General features: G+C 42.7%; 11 protein-coding genes. 5 read left to right on the top strand and 6 right to left on the bottom strand.

All coding sequences use genetic code 11. The features are described from left to right. Positions 1–2: 2 nt before the first annotated feature. The 5 genes from LX64_RS03295 (at position 3) to LX64_RS03275 (ending at position 10,636) form a co-directional block, all read left to right on the top strand. On the top strand, positions 3–743 hold the full coding sequence (locus tag LX64_RS03295; protein WP_111596162.1) for a LytR/AlgR family response regulator transcription factor: 741 nt from the start codon (positions 3–5) through the stop codon (positions 741–743). A gap of 90 nt (positions 744–833) precedes the next feature. Next, the gene (locus LX64_RS03290; RefSeq protein WP_111596161.1) at positions 834–2,006 is read left to right on the top strand and encodes an esterase-like activity of phytase family protein; all 1,173 of its coding nucleotides are present in this window, start codon (positions 834–836) and stop codon (positions 2,004–2,006) included. A gap of 157 nt (positions 2,007–2,163) precedes the next feature. Beyond that, on the top strand, positions 2,164–4,740 hold the full coding sequence (locus tag LX64_RS03285; RefSeq protein ID WP_111596160.1) for a zinc-dependent metalloprotease: 2,577 nt from the start codon (positions 2,164–2,166) through the stop codon (positions 4,738–4,740). A 772-nt stretch (positions 4,741–5,512) separates the two neighbouring features. Then, the gene (locus LX64_RS03280; protein ID WP_111596159.1) at positions 5,513–8,779 is read left to right on the top strand and encodes a gliding motility-associated C-terminal domain-containing protein; all 3,267 of its coding nucleotides are present in this window, start codon (positions 5,513–5,515) and stop codon (positions 8,777–8,779) included. 126 nt (positions 8,780–8,905) lie between these two features. Then, positions 8,906–10,636, top strand: a complete 1,731-nt coding sequence (locus tag LX64_RS03275; protein WP_111596158.1) for a thiamine pyrophosphate-dependent enzyme — start codon at positions 8,906–8,908, stop codon at positions 10,634–10,636. 110 nt (positions 10,637–10,746) lie between these two features. Here the strand turns inward: LX64_RS03275 and LX64_RS03270 are convergent, their stop codons facing one another. The 6 genes from LX64_RS03270 to kduI form a co-directional block, all read right to left on the bottom strand. After that, complete coding sequence (locus tag LX64_RS03270; RefSeq protein WP_111596157.1) at positions 10,747–10,962, bottom strand: heavy-metal-associated domain-containing protein; 216 nt, start codon at positions 10,960–10,962, stop codon at positions 10,747–10,749. 27 nt (positions 10,963–10,989) lie between these two features. Next, the gene (locus LX64_RS03265) at positions 10,990–13,218 is read right to left on the bottom strand and encodes a heavy metal translocating P-type ATPase (RefSeq protein ID WP_111596156.1); all 2,229 of its coding nucleotides are present in this window, start codon (positions 13,216–13,218) and stop codon (positions 10,990–10,992) included. A 336-nt stretch (positions 13,219–13,554) separates the two neighbouring features. Next, entirely contained in the window at positions 13,555–14,598 is a 1,044-nt protein-coding gene (locus LX64_RS03260; RefSeq protein ID WP_111596155.1) for a LacI family DNA-binding transcriptional regulator, read from the bottom strand. Between the two features lie 60 nt (positions 14,599–14,658). Then, positions 14,659–15,429 carry an SDR family NAD(P)-dependent oxidoreductase gene (locus LX64_RS03255; protein ID WP_111596347.1) on the bottom strand — a complete coding sequence of 257 codons (771 nt, stop codon included), beginning with the start codon at positions 15,427–15,429 and terminating at the stop codon, positions 14,659–14,661. 20 nt (positions 15,430–15,449) lie between these two features. After that, positions 15,450–17,627 carry a glycoside hydrolase family 88 protein gene (locus tag LX64_RS25925; protein ID WP_158538511.1) on the bottom strand — a complete coding sequence of 726 codons (2,178 nt, stop codon included), beginning with the start codon at positions 17,625–17,627 and terminating at the stop codon, positions 15,450–15,452. A 75-nt stretch (positions 17,628–17,702) separates the two neighbouring features. Continuing rightward, positions 17,703–18,545 carry a 5-dehydro-4-deoxy-D-glucuronate isomerase gene (gene kduI, locus LX64_RS03245; RefSeq protein WP_111596154.1) on the bottom strand — a complete coding sequence of 281 codons (843 nt, stop codon included), beginning with the start codon at positions 18,543–18,545 and terminating at the stop codon, positions 17,703–17,705. Positions 18,546–18,569 lie beyond the last annotated feature (24 nt).

Below are 18,569 nucleotides of genomic sequence, written 5' to 3'. Positions count from 1 at the left end.
CCATGATAAACTGCATTATTGTAGATGATGAACAACATGCCATTGATTTATTAGTGCATCATATCGGTAAAACACCTTTCCTTAACTTGGTATTTACCAGTACAGATCCCGTTGAAGCACTACAAGTAGTGAACTCGCAAAAAATTGATTTGGTTTTCTTGGATGTGCAAATGCCCACCATGACAGGCATAGATTTCATTAAAGCAATTAACGGGAAAAGTAAGGTAATTTTAACGACGGCCTACAGTGAATACGCTTTCGAGGGATTTGAGAATGATGTGTTGGATTACTTGTTGAAACCCATTTCGTTTGCTCGCTTCATTAAAGGAGCGCAACGCGCTATGTCGTTCATTACCCCCATTGGCAATACTCCATCACAGCCAGCAGCCCAAGAAGAGGACGATTTCATTTTCGTAAAAACAGAACAAAAAGGCAAACTCATCAAAATCAATTTGCCCGATATTGTTTACATCGAAGGTTTGAAAAACTACGTTAGCATCAATACCCAACAAGGCGAAAAAATCATTGCCTTATTGAATATCAAAGATCTCGAAGAACGATTGCCAGCAGGCCGCTTTACGCGTACACATAAATCCTTCATTATTGCAACCGCTTATATCACGATGATTGAAGGTAATATGGTACACCTGGAAAATACCTCCAGTACCATTCCCATTGGCGACACCTACCGCGAGCCGTTTATGGCACAGATGAAAGAAAAGATTATGTCAAATAAAAAATAGTGTTAGTCCCGGCCCATCGCCGGGACTTTTCATTTTCTTAAACTGCCGACCCCGCAAAATTCAATAACTTGCAGCTTTAACGTAATTATTATGGCAGGGAAATCATGGCAGCAGTTAGGATTCCTATTCGTGTTTATAGCCTTTATAACGGCTTGTAAAACAACAAAAGTACAGGAATCTCCAAAGGAGAAAGGAACGCTAGTGTTCCACCACCAATACGTATTACCAAACCACACCAAGTTTGAAGGCATTGATATCGGCGGTTTATCCGGCATCGACTACAACGCCGATAAACAGGAGTATTATATGATTTGTGATGATCGCTCTGATTTAGCTCCCGCAAGGTTCTATACAGGCCGTGTACATATTAACGGTTATAAAATCGATAGCGTTTCCTTCATCAAATCCACCACGTTCAAATTACCGAATGGCGATACTTATCCCAAACGTGCGGTGAACCCAGCACTTACGCCCGATCCCGAAGCACTGCGATTCGATCCTACACGCCGTGTTTTCCTTTGGACAAGCGAAGGTGAACGTACTTTGGAACAACCCTACGCTGCCATCACCGATCCTAGTATTACCGCTGTAGACAGTAGCGGCAACACCCAATATAACCTACCTATTCCTGCTCAATTTGAAATGAGCAAGGAAGAAAAAGGTCCTCGTAGAAACGGCGTATTCGAAGGCCTAGCCTTTACCCCGGATTATAAATACTGCTTCGTTAGCTGCGAAGAACCCCTGTACGGCGATAGCGAACGTGCCGACACCATTGATCAAAAGATTTATACCCGCATTATTAAGTACGATTTGAGCACCAAAATGCCCATAGCACAATACTTGTATCCTTTGTCGTCGGTGGCAAGCATACCCAATCCTAAGAACGGTTTCAGGGTAAACGGCGTATCGGATATTATGGCAATCAACGAAAACCAAATCATGGTTATCGAACGTTCATTTTCAACCGGTGTAAAGAACAACACCATCCGTGTTAATCTTTTGGATGTATCAAAAGCCACAGATGTAAGCAATATCATGGAATTGAAAAAAGCAACGGTAGGTATCGACTATAAAGAACCAAAAGTAAAAGCCTTATTTACATTCGATAAGATTGCCGGCAAAGTGAATATGATCGATAACGTAGAAGGTGTTACATTTGGCCCCGTTTTACCAAATGGCAACCGTAGCCTGGTATTTATCGTGGATAATAATTTCAGCGATACCGAAGAAACGCAATTTTACTTGTTTGAATGGAAGCCATAATGGTTTTGAATATTTTATAAAAAAGGGTTCCCTATTATAGGTAGCCCTTTTTCTTTTCTACCCCCTGTAATCCTTACCGACAAATAGCCGCCTATCAAAATTTAACAAATCCAATACAATATTGATACTATCTTATGTGCTTATAAACTGCTTATCTATGACCTATAAATCGCCCTTGAGCGGACTATGCCTTGGCCTACTAGTGGCATCCTTGGCAACCCCTCCAAGTTTTGCGCAAAGTAAAACCAGCCCTGTCGACACATCCAAATCTGCCGCTGCTGCGCCTAAAAAGCCTTCAATTGCGGACAAAGTAAAATCTAGCCGTAAAGAAGACGGTCTTTTCACATTGTACCAAGACACTGTAACAGGGAGTGTTCAGATGTACATTCGTAAAGACCAATTAAACAAACCATTTGTCTACCAAAGTTTCTCGATGAACGGTCCTACCACTTTGTTCTTGAACCAAAGTATGCACCGTTCCAACTTCGTTTTCAAAATGAAAAAGGCGTATGATAAAGTGGAGTTCCAATTAGTGAACACTAACTTCTACTACGACCCCAATAACGCTGTAAGCAAAACTGATGGCGTAGACATTTCTGAAGCCGTGTTTTTCTCTGATAAACCATCGGCAGAAGATGAAAACGGTTATTTAATTGCTGTGGATGGCTTGATGTTGAGTGATAAACTCGACCCCGTAAAACCAACAACACCCCCAGGTATGCCGCCAGGTGCTATGTTTAACTTGGGTGGTTTAAATCCAACAAAGTCTAAATACTACAAAATCAGCGCGTACCCAACAAATACCGCTATCCAAGTAGATTTAGCATACGACAACCCAATGCCTTTCAATGGTGGCGGTAAAGACATTACTGATGCGCGCTATGTACGTGTACGTATGCAACACACGTTCATTGAAATGCCTAAAAATGATTTCCGCGCACGTTTAGAAGATCCACGCATTGGTTACTTCTCTGAAGAAGTAAACGATCAAACATCTCTTTCTGCAACGCCATACCGCGATCGTATCCACCGTTGGAACTTAAAGAAAAAAGATCCAAATGCTGCGATCAGCGAACCGGTTGAACCAATCGTATGGTATGTAGAAAATACGACCCCGGTTGAATACCGTCAAACGATCATCGAAGCGGGTTTGAAATGGAACGAAGCTTTTGAAAAAGCTGGTTTCAAAAATGCCGTGGTAATGAAAATGCAACCAGATGACGCTACTTGGGATCCAGGTGATGTTCAATATAACGTGATCCGTTGGGTAGCAAGTGCTACACCTAGCTATGGTGCAATCGGCCCAAGCTTCGTAAACCCAGTAACAGGTCAAATCCTTGGTGCAGATATCACAGTTGAGTGGGCTTCTGGTAGCTACTCGCCAGTATTGGAAGATTTGTTATCTAACAACGGTGCAGCTTTCAATAACCAAGCAATCGACAATCACTTCCACCCAGATGGTGCTCGTTGTACAATGGCTGCAGAATTAAAAGCGCAGTTCGTAGCGGGTGCTACTTTCGTAGAAGCTGGCAATGCTAGCCCTGCAGAAGTATCTGAAATGCACAAACAATTCTTGTACTACTTGATTTTGCATGAAATGGGTCATACCCTTGGTTTGAACCACAACATGAAATCAAGCCAGTTATGGTCTCCAGCTGAAATCAACAATAAATCCCTTACCCGTCAATACGGCCAATTGGGTTCTGTAATGGATTACCCAGCTATCAACGTAGCATTGGATAAATCCCAACAAGGCGATTACTATACAACTAAACCTGGTCCTTACGATTTGTGGGCAATCGAATATGGTTACGTAGAAACAACGCCAGAAAATGAAAAAGCTACCTTAGACAAAATCCTTGCTCGTAGCACCGATCCTAAATTAGCATTCGGTAACGACGCAGACGATATGCGTTCTCCAGGTAAAGCCATCGATCCCCGCGTGATGATCAACGATTTAACAAACGATGCGGTTGCATATGCAGAAGATCGTTATAAATTGGTGAATAACATCATGCCTAAATTGAAGGCTAAATACAGCAAACCTGGCCAATCTTACGCCGAGTTAAGAGCTCGTTACGGTACATTGGTTGGTCAACGTAATAGCATGACCCAAGTTGTAAGCCGCTACATTGGTGGTGTATATGTAGATAGAAGCTTTGCAGATCAAAATTCATCTACAAAACCATTTACACCGGTTCCATATGAACTGCAAAAGAAAGCAATGACTGTATTAACGAAATACGTTTTTGCTCCAGATGCGTTTAAAGCAGATGAGTCATTGTATCCATACTTACAAATGCAACGTCGTGGTTTCAACTTCATGTCAGGTACTGAAGATCCAAAAATCACGGGTAACTTCGCTGCACACGGTGGTGGTGCCATCATGCACATTTTACACCCCACTACTTTACAAAGAATCACCAACTCTCGCTTGTATGGTAACAAATACACAGCAGCTGAAGTAGTAGGCGACTTAACTAAAGCGATTTTCGCAGCAGATTTAGCAGGTAACGTAAACGTGTACAGGCAGTATTTGCAGAACGAATATGTTCGCCAGCTAGCCGCTATTCCTGGTTCAACTATGTACGATTCAGTGTCTAAAGGCGTAGCTATCTATAACTTGAAAAAAATCCGCCAACAATTAGCTGCCGCAGTTGTAGGTGATGAAGAAACAAAAGCACACCGCGCTAATATCGTTTTCACAATCGATAAAGCGTTGGCAGTCAAATAATTTATATCGTTAGCAGATACCATGATTAACACCTCTTAGTTTCCTACTAAGGGGTGTTTTCATTTTAAGTAGTTCAATATTATGCAGTTAACTGTTTATTGAACAGCCATCTTTTATTGGTGTAATATTTGACCCTTTATAGGCAGAAGGGTATCCTCATGGCTTTATTTTCCTTATAGCTTACTTACCCTATTACCTACCTGTGCTTAGCCTTAATTCACATAATCTCATATAAGTATCTTCTGTGCATTTTCTGTGCACATTTACTGTAACTATCAAGTTCTTCCCATGTAGCTTCCAAGTAAGTTCCATGTAGTTTCCAAGTAAACACCATGTAATTCCATGTAGTTTGATCGTATATACATCGTATATACATCGATAATTGATCGGTATTCTATCGACATTCCCTTTATGTTTACTTATCATTCTCTTGATAAAGTATTGAGATTGAATTTATTGCCTCCCAGCTGCTATTCACTTTGCTATTTACAGCTAGCTAACAACTCGTTTGTAAATTATATATATGACAATTGAGCAAACGAACAACTATGCAATTGATTTGCGGAGGAAATATGGGTGGTTGATCAAAAATGTAGGAAGAAAGGTACTAGTTTGAAGGGCTATAAGCAATTACAGGTCAACGTGTTTATTACACAGAAAAAATACTTCTTATATAAAGCCATATTTTTTATATTCCAAATATATAAATATACATATAATTCGTAATTTTAAAGTTAGAATCCTATACTACTATAGTACATAACTAAACATTATGCATATCCTAATCAAGCGTTTAGTACTGGCAGCGGGCTTGTTCCTGTCGTTCGGTACAGTAAATGCAGCCACTATCTATGTCAACCTGAATGCCACTGGCACCAACAATGGTTCATCATGGGCAAATGCTTACACTTCCTTACAAACAGCTATTGCAGCAGCCGCACCGGGCGACCAAATCTGGGTAGCCATGGGTACTTACCTCCCCACTACAACTTCCAATACCTCGATTCCTTTCCAAATGAAATCTGGTGTAGGTATTTATGGTGGATTCCGAGGTAACGAGGCAAACCTTACTGATCGTAACTTCCTTACCAATCCCACTATTCTTAGTGGTGATATTGGGGTGCCGAATGCAGTAGGCGATAATAGTATTTCCGTGGTAGTGTTTAATGAAACCGACCCCGATGCTATCCTCGATGGGTTTCATGTAAGCGGTGCAAATGGTGGCGCTACAGGAGGTGGTATTTATATCACCACCAACGCTCCTTCCCCCTCAAACACGATGGTATTTGCCAACGTACGTAACTGTACCATCGAAAACAATACCGGCTCCGTAAATGCAGGTGGTATTGTTATCAGCCCAAGAAGTGTAGGAGCCATTGTAAATGCACAACTCAACAATAACGTTATCAGGAACAATACCGGGGTAAATGGTGCGGGTGTAACCGTTGCTGCTATTACCAACGATAACGTTATCAATACCAATATCGCTAATACCGTGTTCTACAATAACCGCGGTAACAATGCCGGTGCTATTATGGTTACGAACGTAAGTGGTATCAATAGCATTATCCAAACAAATGTTCTGAACGTAAGTGCTTCACGCAACCAAAGTACGGTAAGTAGTACAGGTGCCTTCTACATGCAATCTGGTACAAGCACCATCTTCAGCACAACTATTCAAAATACCATTGCCTATAACAATGGCAACAACACTGCTACCGGTGAAATCAATAACACATCGGGCGCTACTATTAGTGTTAGCAATTCTATCATTAGCGGCCCTGCTGTTTATCCAGGTACAGGTAACTTGTTAGCCAACCCTCGTTTCGTAAACGCGGCTACAGGTAACCTCGACTTACTCTCTTGCTCTCCTGCTATCAACGCGGGTGTAGCTAACGCAAGCGTACCGGCTACGGATGTGGTGAATAGAGGTCGTACCCAATTCGGCGTAATCGACATCGGCGCCTTCGAATCGCCTAATCCATTCGCTTTACCTTCAGGCCCTACTTTAACAAATAACCCGATCTTATTATGTCAAAATACATCGCCTGTTAGCGGTCCGGGTAGCACAGGCTTCATCGACGAACTAGCGGGTGTAGGTAACGATCCTACCTTGCAATGGTACGATGCTAGCAAAAATCCTATTACGCTTACGGCTCCTCCACAAGTAACCACGGTAGGTCAAACTACCTACTTTGTAACTAGAACAGATGCCTCTGGTTGCGTAAGTGATTATGTGGAAGTAACCGTAAACGTTCGCCCGATGGTGCCATGGGGTACTACAGATTTAGCTGAAAATTTCTGTTACGGTATTACTGGCGCTGCGTTTACAAGTGTTAATCCAGATCCAGGCCATAGCATTCTCTGGTACACTTCAAGAACAGGCCCTAGCAGTCCAACAGCTCCTACAATTGATACACATGCACCAGGCTTAACTACTTACTACGTGGCACAAGTGAATAACTCGACTGGTTGCGTAAGTAATAAAGTGAGTGTAAACGTTAATATTGCACCTGAAATTCCAGTACCAACAGTTACACCAGTGCCTGATTTTTGCGTAGGTAGCTCACCACGCTCATTAGCACCATATGTATCAGGTACAGATATTTACTGGATTCAAGGGGCAAGTGTTCCAACACAAACAGCTCCAACTGTAACTCCTACTGCTCCTACAACAACGGATGTTATTTGGTTAGTATACCAAACTCGCCCATTAATCCCGGGAGATAGAACCGACACAAGGGTATGTCAAAGTGCTCCTGCACAAGTTACTTATGCAATTGTAGACGGTTTAACGCCAATTCCTGACCAAGCAGTACAATCATTCTGTTATGGTACAGCACCTCAACCAATTCCGCAACCTGCCGGTAATAACTACTTATGGTATACAACGCCTACAGGTGGAACAGGTTCTCCAACCCGCTTAAATACAAATACTAGCACGGTAGGTACCTACGATGTATATGTTGAAGTATCGAGCACAGCGAATTGTCAATCTAACCGCGCACGCGTTCCGATTAATATCCTAGCTGCTCCTGCTGCTCCAGTAGTTACAACACCTGGTCCTACTTTCTGTGAAGGTGCTCCTGCTTCTCCTCTAACGGCTAGCAGCGGTCCTAACACACAATTATCTTGGTATACAATGCCAACAGGTGGTGCCGGTGTTACTTCCTACACGCCAGTAACAGGTACACCAGGCAACTTCAACGTATACGTGTCGGCGATCGATTTAACATTCCAGTGTGAAAGCCCCCGCGTTCCAGCTCCTTATACTGTTTCTGCGAACACAATGCCTGATTTCACGGTAAGCAATATCTGTTTAAATAATACATTAACTATCACCCTCAATGGTGCATTACCTGCGAATGCTACTTGGGAATTAGATGGTGGCCAAGTGGTATCTGGTACGGGTAATACTGTTCGCCAAATTAGATGGACGGCCCCTGGTACTTACAGTGTAGGTATTATTGATCCATCTGGTGGAAGTTGCGGTACGGAACGATTGAAAGATGTAACCGTAAATCCTTTACCAACTGTAAGAATTGCTCCTGTTACAGCTGCTATTTGCGAAAACTCGCAAGTGAACTTAGTGGCCAGCGGCGCCGTTTCTTACGATTGGACACCTAAAACGGGTGTAATCGGAAGTACTACACCAACAGCTACTGTAACCATGATCGACGGTGCCGTTTACCAAGTAGCCGGTACAGACGCAAATGGTTGTGTGAACACAGCTAGTATTACGTTAGCATCCGATCCAAACTGTATCACGTACGCGTTCCCGAATGCCTTCTCTCCAAATGGCGATGGTAAAAACGATGTATTCCGTGTAAGAGGTATCGGTAAACCACAAGTATTCGAAATGCGCATCTACAACCGCTGGGGTAACTTGCTCTTCATGAGCCAAGATATGTCGAGAGGTTGGGACGGTCGTAACCAAGGTAAAATGCAACCAGTAGGTACATACTTGGTTATGATTCGCTACATGGATGAAAATGGTAAAATCTTTGAAAAGAAAGGATCATTAACACTCGTACAATAGCATACATATCGCATAAAGTTTAGGAGAAAGTCGCGGGTTACCGCGACTTTCTTTTTTTTATACAAACATCTCCGGCATCTGCTTGTTTTACATGTATTCACTCATCATCCTAATCATGTAAAATTTATGAGTAAGAGCGTTTCAGAACAATTAGTAGAGATGTTGGTACAGGCCGGTGTAAAGCGCGTATACGCGGTAACGGGCGATAGTTTGAATCCTGTGAATGATGCAATTCGTAGAGATGGTCGTATTGCATGGGTGCATGTACGGCACGAAGAAGCAGGGGCCTACGCCGCTAGCGCGGAAGCACAGCTAAACGGGATTGCTTGCTGTATGGGTAGTAGTGGCCCGGGCCATGTACATTTGATTAACGGGTTATATGATGCACACCGAATTGGTGCACCGGTAATTGCCATTGCCAGCACTTGTCATACTACTGAATTCGGCACCTCCTATTTCCAAGAAACGAATACCATTAAGCTGTTCGACGATTGTAGCTATTACAACCAAGTAGCCTCTACCCCGCACCAGTTTGCCCGTATGATGCAACATGCATTACAAACAGCTATCCATTCTAAAGGCGTAGCAGTAGTTGGGTTGCCGGGTGATGTTGCGGAAATGGATGCGGCCGACGTATCTAGTAGTACGCAAATCTATGCGCCGCAAACGAAGATCGTTCCAGCCGAACAAGAATTACAAGCCTTGGCCGACATACTGAATAACCACGAGAAGATTACCATATACGGTGGTGCAGGCTGTAAAAATGCTGCTACCGAAGTACAACAACTTGCCGGCTTACTACACGCCCCGGTTGCCTATTCCTACCGCGGTAAAATGCATTTACAAGGCGATACAGCGCATGCAGTAGGTATGACCGGGTTACTTGGTCATTCCAGCGGTTACCAAGCCATGCACGACGCTGAAGTATTGTTAATGTTAGGCACAGACTTCCCCTATGTGCCGTTCTTGGATGTAAAAGGTAAAATCATTCAAATAGATGTGAAGCCACAGCATTTGGGAAGAAGGGCCAACCTAACGATGGGTTTATGTGGCAACATGCGCGATACATTACAAGCACTCTTACCACTTATTCAACAAAAATCCAATACCGCTCATCTTACTAAGCAACGCGAAGCGTATGAGAAAGTGAGCACCAAAGCTATACCCGAAAAGAAGGGAGAAACGAACGCTATATATCCAGAATACATCGCGTATTTAATTGATGAAATAGCTGCCGACGATGCCATTTTCACCGTAGATACAGGCATGTGCAACGTGTGGGGAGCCCGTTATATTAGCCCGAAAAATGGTCGAGAAATGTTAGGTTCATTCAACCATGGTTCTATGGCCAATGCCTTACCCATGGCAATAGGCGCTGCCTTTGCGCGTCCTGGTAAACAAATTGTAGCATTTTGCGGCGATGGTGGTATTACCATGACGCTTGGCGACTTAATGACCATCGCGCAGTACAAGCTGCCTGTAAAACTAGTTGTATTCAATAACCGTGCATTAGGCATGGTGAAATTGGAAATGCAAGTAGCAGGCATTCCCGATTGGCAAACCGATATGGTAAACCCCGATTTCGCGATGATTGCGGCCGCTATGGGCATTAAAAACTTCACCATTAACGATCCAGGAAAAGCATCTGCTACATTACACGAAGCATTTGCTGAACCAGGCGCTGTACTTGTGAATGTATTTACCGATCCAAATGCATTGGCGATGCCGCCACATATCGAGTTTGACCAGGTAAAAGGCTTCGCATTGTCGATGTCGAAAATGATATTTGATGGCCGTTGGGGAGATGTAATCGATACCGTGAAAAGCAATACCCGTCATCTAAAAGATCTTTTATAAAAAGCGAAGCACCCGTTGTTAACAACGTCTTCTAATTACGAACTCCTCAATTAGTAAAAAGAAACAACGTTATTAACAACGGGCACTTCGCCTATACATCTATCTAACTTTTAAGCACCCAGTGCTTCTGCTTTAAACCCAGCTTTTTGTACCAACGCTATCACGTCTTCATTCGATAATTGCGCGGTTTCTACTGTTAAAATTTTATTGGGATTAGCGGTATCAACCGACCATTTTTCTACGCCATCGGCTTTATCTAAGAATGGTTTTGTTGCAGCAATACAACCACCACAGTTGATATTCGTTTTAAATTGAAGTGTTTTCATTGTTGAAATATTTTTGAATTGTTGAATTTATATTTTAGCAAATTTGAGTCGTAAACTATTACTTACTACTGATACAGAACTAAGTGCCATGGCCGCTCCTGCTATCATTGGATTCAATAAGAAACCATTAATTGGGAAGAGTAAACCTGCCGCTAGCGGTATACCAATTACGTTGTAAATAAACGCCCAAAATAAGTTCTGTTTGATGGTGCGTACCGTTTTACGGGAGAGAGAAATTGCTTTTGGTATCTGTTGTAAGTCGGAAGAAATTAATGTCATCATCGCCACATCCATCGCTATATCGGTACCTTTTCCCATTGCAATACTTACGTCGGCTTGGGCTAAAGCATGGCTATCATTAATACCATCGCCTACCATCGCTACTACTTTTCCTTTCGCTTGTAATTGTTGGATATAGGCTGCTTTATCTTGTGGTAAAGCTTCGGCGATATAATGTTCAATACCAACTTGTTTGGCAACAGCAGCAGCTGTTTGCGGGTTATCACCTGTAATCATATATACATCGATACCCATTTTGCGCAATTGTGCCACAGCAGTAGCAGAGGTACTTTTAATCTTATCGGCAATTGCTACAGCAGCAAGGGCCTTTTTCTCATCCGATAACCAAATTACCGTGTACGCTTCGTTCAACCAGCTATCGGCCTGCGCTTGTAATTGAGGAGCAATACTGATTTTCTCCTGCTGCATCAGCTTTTTACTGCCTACAAAGTAAGTATGTGCACCGTAAGTTGCTTTGGCACCTTTACCGGTAATACTATCGAATTGTTGTATAGTAACTTTCCCCGTTTGTACTTCGAAATGTTTCACAATCGCCTCTGCCAATGGGTGTTCCGATTGCTTTTCGATGGCTACTAGTACCGGCAAATTGTGCGCTGCACCTTCCAACCATTGAATACCCACTACGCTGGGTTTACCTTCGGTGATGGTACCTGTTTTATCTAAAATCAATGCATTAATACGGTACGCTTTTTCCAAGCTTTCTGCGTCTTTGATTAATATACCATTTTCGGCACCTTTACCAACGCCCACCATAATAGCAGTAGGCGTAGCTAAACCTAAAGCACAAGGACAAGCAATTACTAACACTGTAACCATCGCCATCAAGCCTTGCGTGAGGCCATTGTTGCCCCCTAAAACCAACCATGCTACGAAAGTGAGCAAAGCAATACTTATTACCACGGGAACAAATATGCCGGCGATTTTATCTACAAGCTTTTGTACGGGTGCTTTTGAACCTTGGGCTTCTTGTACTAGGCGAATAATTTGAGCAAGCAGGGTTTCACCGCCTACTTTTTCTGTTTTAAATTGGAAGCTGCCTTTCTGGTTAATGGTACCGGCAAAAACTTTATCGCCGTTTGCTTTCATTACAGGAACCGGTTCACCGGTAATCATGCTTTCATCTATATAAGATTGCCCCGTAATTACCTCGCCATCGAGTGCAATTTTCTCACCAGGTTTCACTAATAATACATCGCCAATACCCACGAGGGCAATTTCTACTGTTTGTTCGCTGCCATCGGGATTAAGACGTGTAACGGTTTTAGGCTGTAGCCCCATTAATTTCTTTATCGCGGAGGAAGTAGAAGCTTTGGCCCTTTCTTCCAATAATTTACCGAGTAAAATAAAGGCAATAACCACACCTGCTGCTTCGAAATAGACGTGTGCATGTAAACCCCTGCTATGCCAGAATTCGGGGTAGAGTGTATTAAAAACGCTGAATATATATGCAATACCTGTACTTAGTGCCACCAAGGTGTCCATGTTGGCACTTTTGTGTTGCAATTGATTCCAAGCGTTCACGAAAAACTGTCGCCCAAATACCAATACTACCGGGGTTGCCAATGCCCACATGATATAATTAGCGTACGGCATATTCATAAAAAACATCCCGATGATTACTAGTGGTACAGAAAAAATAACTGACCAAATAGTTTTCTGTTTCAACGTAGCTAATTGCTGTGCGTGAATAGCTTCTACATTGGCTGATGTATCTTCATTTTGTTCAATAATTAAATCGTATCCTACGCTCTGAATGGCTTGTTTGAAGCGTTCGGGGTTACCAACCCCTTCTTCATATTCTACCGAAGCAGAACTATTCGCAAAATTCACCGCGGCCTTCACAACACCTTCTTGCGCATTCAGCATGCTTTCTACACTGCCTGCACAAGATGCACAACTCATCCCAAGCACGGGGTAATTGACTTTAATTGTTTTATGTATGGCTGTTGCGTTCATGATATTTTATTTACGATACAAAGGTATCACGAGCAGCATCGCTAGTTGTTACAGGATTGCATGTATGATTTATATAATTATGCGGCAGGCCTTGGTGGCTACTTTCAGCCATTGTACCTATTCTAATTGCGACTGATTACTTGGACTGTAGAAGTGGTGTTATGAATGGATTTAACAAAACATATACATATATAAAAAAACGAAAACCGGTATGTAAGGGGAACATACCGGCTTCGCCATTGTTTCAAGCTTCAAAAACTGTTATGACTCATGCAAACGTTTGCATAAAAATGTTTCAAAAAAGCATTCATTTCGATGAATGCTTTTTGTATGTGGTTATTTCTTCTTTTTCTTAAAGGTACCCGCGGAGGATTCTCTTTCAGCTAATTGTACAGGAATGATCTCCTGTGAGAACTTTCCAACGCCGGGTTTGGTTTGCACCATTTCTATTAAGGCTGCTACTACTCGTTCTGCCATCGTAGCTGGGTTTTGATCAACCGATGTAATACTCGGTGTTACAATTTCGGTACGAGGGTCGTTTGAATAGCCTACGATCTTTACTTGTCCAGGTACGGCAATATTGTGTTTCCGGCAATACTCTAGCATAGTGATAGCTGTTGTATCGTTTGTGGCAAATATCCCGTCGGGGTAAGGTGCTTGGGCAAAGATTTTCTCGCAAGTTTGCCATGCATTTTCACGGGTTAATTCCTGGTAAAACACGCGGCTCTTTTTAAACGGAATCTTGGCTTTTTGTAAGGCATCTTTATACCCTTCTAAGCGCTCGGTATACAAGTTACAGGTTAGCGGACCGGATACAAACACAATATCTTTGCATCCTTTCCCAATGAGGTGCTCTGTAGCTTTATACCCACCGGCGTAATCGTCGCCCTTAATAATTTTCACATCGTAATCTTTCGGTACGCGGTCGAAGAAAACGACCGGGATTTGATGCTTCTTAAACACATCAAAATGCGAAAAATCCGTTGTAAATAAGGTAGTCGACACTGCCAATGCTTCAATCCTTGCGGAATACAATGTATTCACCAATGCCACTTCCTGTTCGTAAGAATCATTACTCTGGCAAATAATAAGGTGATACCCATGCTCTTGCAGCTTGTTTTGAATAATGGTGGTAATTGTAGCAGGGAAGAACATCGATATCCGTGGCACAATCAATCCCACCGTTTTACTACGGTTATTCCGCAAGCCTGCCGCCAAAGTGTTCGGTCTATAACCCATTTTACGGGCCATTTTCTTCACTTTCTCTTTCGTGGCAAGGCTAATAGCCGGGTGATTGTTCAATGCGCGCGATACGGTTGAAACCGATAGCTCCAAGGCTTCGGCAATATCAACGATCGTTTTCTCCGAACGGTTACTCATTGTTTCTCAAGCTGTTTAAATATCCTGGCAAGCTATAAAATCTATAGGAATTTCCACAGATTATCTTCCCATCCAGCCACCATCAACGGTTAATATTGTACCGTGGATGTAGTTAGACGCTTCAGAAGATAAAAACACAACAGGACCTTTAAAGTCTTCCGGTTCGCCCCAACGGCCGGCAGGAATGCGTTCCATAATAGAACGGCTCCTATTCTCATCGGCCCTTAAAGCAGCTGTATTATCTGTAGAAATGTAGCCCGGTGTAATGGCATTTACATTCACCCCTTTCGCAGCCCATTCGTTCGCAAATGCCTTGGTAACTTGTGCCACAGCACCTTTACTTGCCGCATATGAAGGTACATTAATACCTCCTTGGAAGCTTAATAAAGAAGCAGTAAACACAATTTTTCCACTACCACGGGCAATCATATCCTTCCCAATTTCGCGGGTTAAAATGAACTGCGCTGTTTGATTAATGGCTATTACTTCATCCCAATATTCATCGCTATGCTCCGCCGCAGGTGCACGTTTAATGGTGCCCGCGTTGTTAATAAGTATATCGATTTGTGGATGATCGGCCTTTACTTTCGTGATAAACTCGTATAAAGCAGCACGATCGGCAAAGTCGCACTGGTAAGCATAGAACTTTTTACCCAATGCTTCTACTTCTTTCGCCACTTCGCTGCCTGTTAACTCCAAGTTCGCCGACACGCCAATAATATCGGCGCCTGCTTCTGCTAATGCTACTGCCATGGCTTTACCAATACCGCGTTTGCAGCCGGTAACCAAGGCTATTTTATGATGTACGCTGAATGAATTCAATACGCTCATATAGTTGTTTTTATCGCTATTTAATGAAAGGTTACGACTACCGGGGTTTGTACACATTTCGCATAGCCCGTTAAGTAAGTAAACCAATCCGAACTATTTGTATAAACACCCGCTTTACTCCAAGCAGCACCTGCATAATAAGTGATAACCTTCTTAGATGTGGCTGTTGTTTTTGTAATCAAATGATTCTTGTCTACTATCATTCCCTTTACGTTTGCTGGAACAATTGTACCAACTCCGGTTGTGCCATCTTCGCCGTGCTGTGGTTCCCAATAACCCGCAATGCCTGCTTTCTCGTTCAATAAGATAGTACCCGGTTCTGGACGTTTTACAATACCTATCGCCACCGGCATATCCTTCCCATCCTTCATGTCGTACACAATCTCGAATTTGTTCAATTGCGAGCCTGCGTCCAAGGTAATGTTTTTTGTAACCGTCACGCTTGTGTTGCCGGCTGTCCACGCATCGTATTCTAAGCTAAATGTGGTGCGCAATGGACCATTTACCAACACTTTAAAACGACGATAGTTTTTAGGGAAGTATAATGAATCGTTGATGTACGGAGCGATATCGCCCGCACCTAGGGTGTAGCCAACTTTGTAGTAATCCATACCATCTCCATTATCGTGGTGATAGTTGTTCAATTTATACCATTTATCGATTACTAGTTCGCTCGTACGTTTACACCAAACATCAATACCATAAGCCATTTCATTAGGTGTACTTTCCAATGCCTTACCGTACATACGGTACGCCATTTTATCATTTTCCCAAGCAAAATCATCTTTACGTTCAGGTACATAACGACCATACGTACGTGCCTTTACAGGGGAAGGTTCGCCCGGTGAAGTCTTCAAAATGATCTTTGCTCCCGGTGCCATTTTCACAGCAAATAAGATGGTTTGTCCATTAATTATTTGGTAAGCCACTTCCTCTCCTGTTAAAGCATTTACTACTTTAAACGGTGCTTTGCTGCTTACTTTCATAGCGCTAGCAAAAGCCGAAAAATTGGCTTCTACAACGCCATCGCGAACTACTCCAAGGGTATTATGCAATTCAGTGTTAAGCACTTTTTGTTCCTTCAAACCAAGCTTCAACATTTCTGTACCGGCTAACATAAACGCGCCTACACCGTATGCTTCCGTATCTTCAGCAGTGGTATGGCCTGGTGCAGCAGCTACTACTTGTACAAAACCTAATTTGCCATTTTCTTGCACAGCTGCACGTAATGCGTTCCAACCTTTGATAACAACGGGTAAGTATTTATCGCGTGGTAAAGTACCATTGTTAATACCCCAAGCTAATGCGTAAGTGAAGAAGGCAGTGCCACTCGTTTCTTTTGCAGGATAGCTGGCGCTGTCTAACAAAGCTGCATGCCATGTTCCGTCGGAAGTTTGGAGTTCGGCAATGCGCGAAGCCATGTCTTTATACAATTGCATGTATTTAGCGCGTGTTGGGTAGTTGCTTGGTAAGTTATCAATCACTCTTGCTAAACCGGCGATTACCCAGCCGTTTCCACGGCTCCAAAAAACAGGTTGACCATTTGCTTCTTTCTGGTTGAAATAGCGCTGATCGCGGAAGTACAATCGCTCTTTCGGGTTGTATAAGTAATCGGTTGTTTTCCACCACAGTTTATCAGCGATGTCTAGGTACTTTGTTTCCTTTGTAGTGTTCGATAAGTACGCTAAGGCAGTAGGCGCCATGAACAAAGCATCACACCATGCCCATTCGCGCATGTGGATATCATTTTTCCATTCAAGAGATGCTGTATGTGGTTCAGCTATAATACTATCAGCAAGGGTTTTAAAATGTGCGATCATTTTAGGATCGTCGTAAATGTTGCTGAGTTGCGCATACGTTTGACCAATACAAAGATCGTCGGCATGGTAACGGCGCGGGCCAGTATTCCAGCTTAATTCGTTACCGATACCAATTAACCAACTGTGGTATTTATTATCATTGGCATACGGTGCAAAGTCCATCAAACCGGCGTAGAATGCTGTTGTAATCCAGTCGACCTTCGAGCGGTTAAAACCCTTTCTTTCGAGGTGCAAGATTTGCCAATCGGCTACTTTCTTAAGCACTTGGATGTTACTAGATGCCGACAATGTAGAATCATTATCAGCAACAGTAGCCGCTTTTGTGGAATTCAATCCTAATAAACCCGCAAGGGCTAAGGCATAGAAATTTCTTTTCATGACGTGTGAATTATGTGGAAACGTTTGCATAAGCAAACGCTTGCGTGATGAAATGAGAAATGCTATTTATAATAACTAGCGTAATTCTGTGATAGGAGCAGCATCCATATCGCCGTAATCTAAGTTTTCACCGGCCATACCCCAGATAAAAGTATAATTACTTGTACCGGCACCAGAGTGGATGCTCCATGGCGGAGAAATTACCGCTTGTTCGTTTTGCATCCAGATGTGGCGGGTTTCTTGTGGTTGGCCCCAGAAGTGCGATACTGCTTGTCCTTGTGGTACTTCAAAGTAAAAGTATACTTCCATACGGCGATCATGCGTATGGGCGGGCATGGTATTCCAGATGTTGCCGGGATGTAATTCGGTCATACCCATTTGCAATTGGCAAGTAGGTAAAACGGTGGCAACAATTAGTTTATTAATAGTTCTGTGGTTTGAAGTTTCTTGGGAACCGAGGGTAACGATTTCCGCTTCATTTTTGGTGATGTGCTTAGTGGGATAGGTAGTATGAGCATTAGTAGAGTTCATGTAGAACTTAGCAGGTTTATTGGCATCTTCGCTGGTGAAAATCACTTCCTTCTTACCACGACCAATATATAAAGCCTCTTTATAATTCACCGTAAACACTTCACCATCTACCGATACTTTACCGGTGCCACCTACGTTAATTAAACCGAGTTCTCTTCTTTCTAGGAAATAATCAGCTTTCAATTGATCTACAGTTTCTAGCTTCAATGCTTGTTTCACGGGCATAATACCGCCGGTGATGAAACGATCGAAATGCGAGTAAACCATGTAGATTTTATCCGCTGCAAACAGTTGTGGGATATGTAATGCTTCTCTTGCTTGTGCGGTATTCCAGGCTTTAGCTTCGTTAGGACTAACGGCATACCTGGTTTCAATATGCGTGTTCATGTACCAATTTTATTAATTAGAATG

It is taken from the genome of Chitinophaga skermanii (assembly GCF_003259335.1).
In the GTDB taxonomy this organism is placed as follows: Bacteria; Bacteroidota; Bacteroidia; order Chitinophagales; family Chitinophagaceae; genus Chitinophaga; species Chitinophaga skermanii.
This window is presented reverse-complemented; position numbering and strand designations above follow the sequence as displayed.

Coding starts and splice junctions, on each gene's coding strand:
- LX64_RS03295 (WP_111596162.1), top strand. CDS start 3: ATGATAAACTGCATTATTGTAGATGATGAACAACATGCCATTGATTTA.
- LX64_RS03290 (WP_111596161.1), top strand. CDS start 834: ATGGCAGGGAAATCATGGCAGCAGTTAGGATTCCTATTCGTGTTTATA.
- LX64_RS03285 (WP_111596160.1), top strand. CDS start 2,164: ATGACCTATAAATCGCCCTTGAGCGGACTATGCCTTGGCCTACTAGTG.
- LX64_RS03280 (WP_111596159.1), top strand. CDS start 5,513: ATGCATATCCTAATCAAGCGTTTAGTACTGGCAGCGGGCTTGTTCCTG.
- LX64_RS03275 (WP_111596158.1), top strand. CDS start 8,906: ATGAGTAAGAGCGTTTCAGAACAATTAGTAGAGATGTTGGTACAGGCC.
- LX64_RS03270 (WP_111596157.1), bottom strand. CDS start 10,962: ATGAAAACACTTCAATTTAAAACGAATATCAACTGTGGTGGTTGTATT.
- LX64_RS03265 (WP_111596156.1), bottom strand. CDS start 13,218: ATGAACGCAACAGCCATACATAAAACAATTAAAGTCAATTACCCCGTG.
- LX64_RS03260 (WP_111596155.1), bottom strand. CDS start 14,598: ATGAGTAACCGTTCGGAGAAAACGATCGTTGATATTGCCGAAGCCTTG.
- LX64_RS03255 (WP_111596347.1), bottom strand. CDS start 15,429: ATGAGCGTATTGAATTCATTCAGCGTACATCATAAAATAGCCTTGGTT.
- LX64_RS25925 (WP_158538511.1), bottom strand. CDS start 17,627: ATGAAAAGAAATTTCTATGCCTTAGCCCTTGCGGGTTTATTAGGATTG.
- kduI (WP_111596154.1), bottom strand. CDS start 18,545: ATGAACACGCATATTGAAACCAGGTATGCCGTTAGTCCTAACGAAGCT.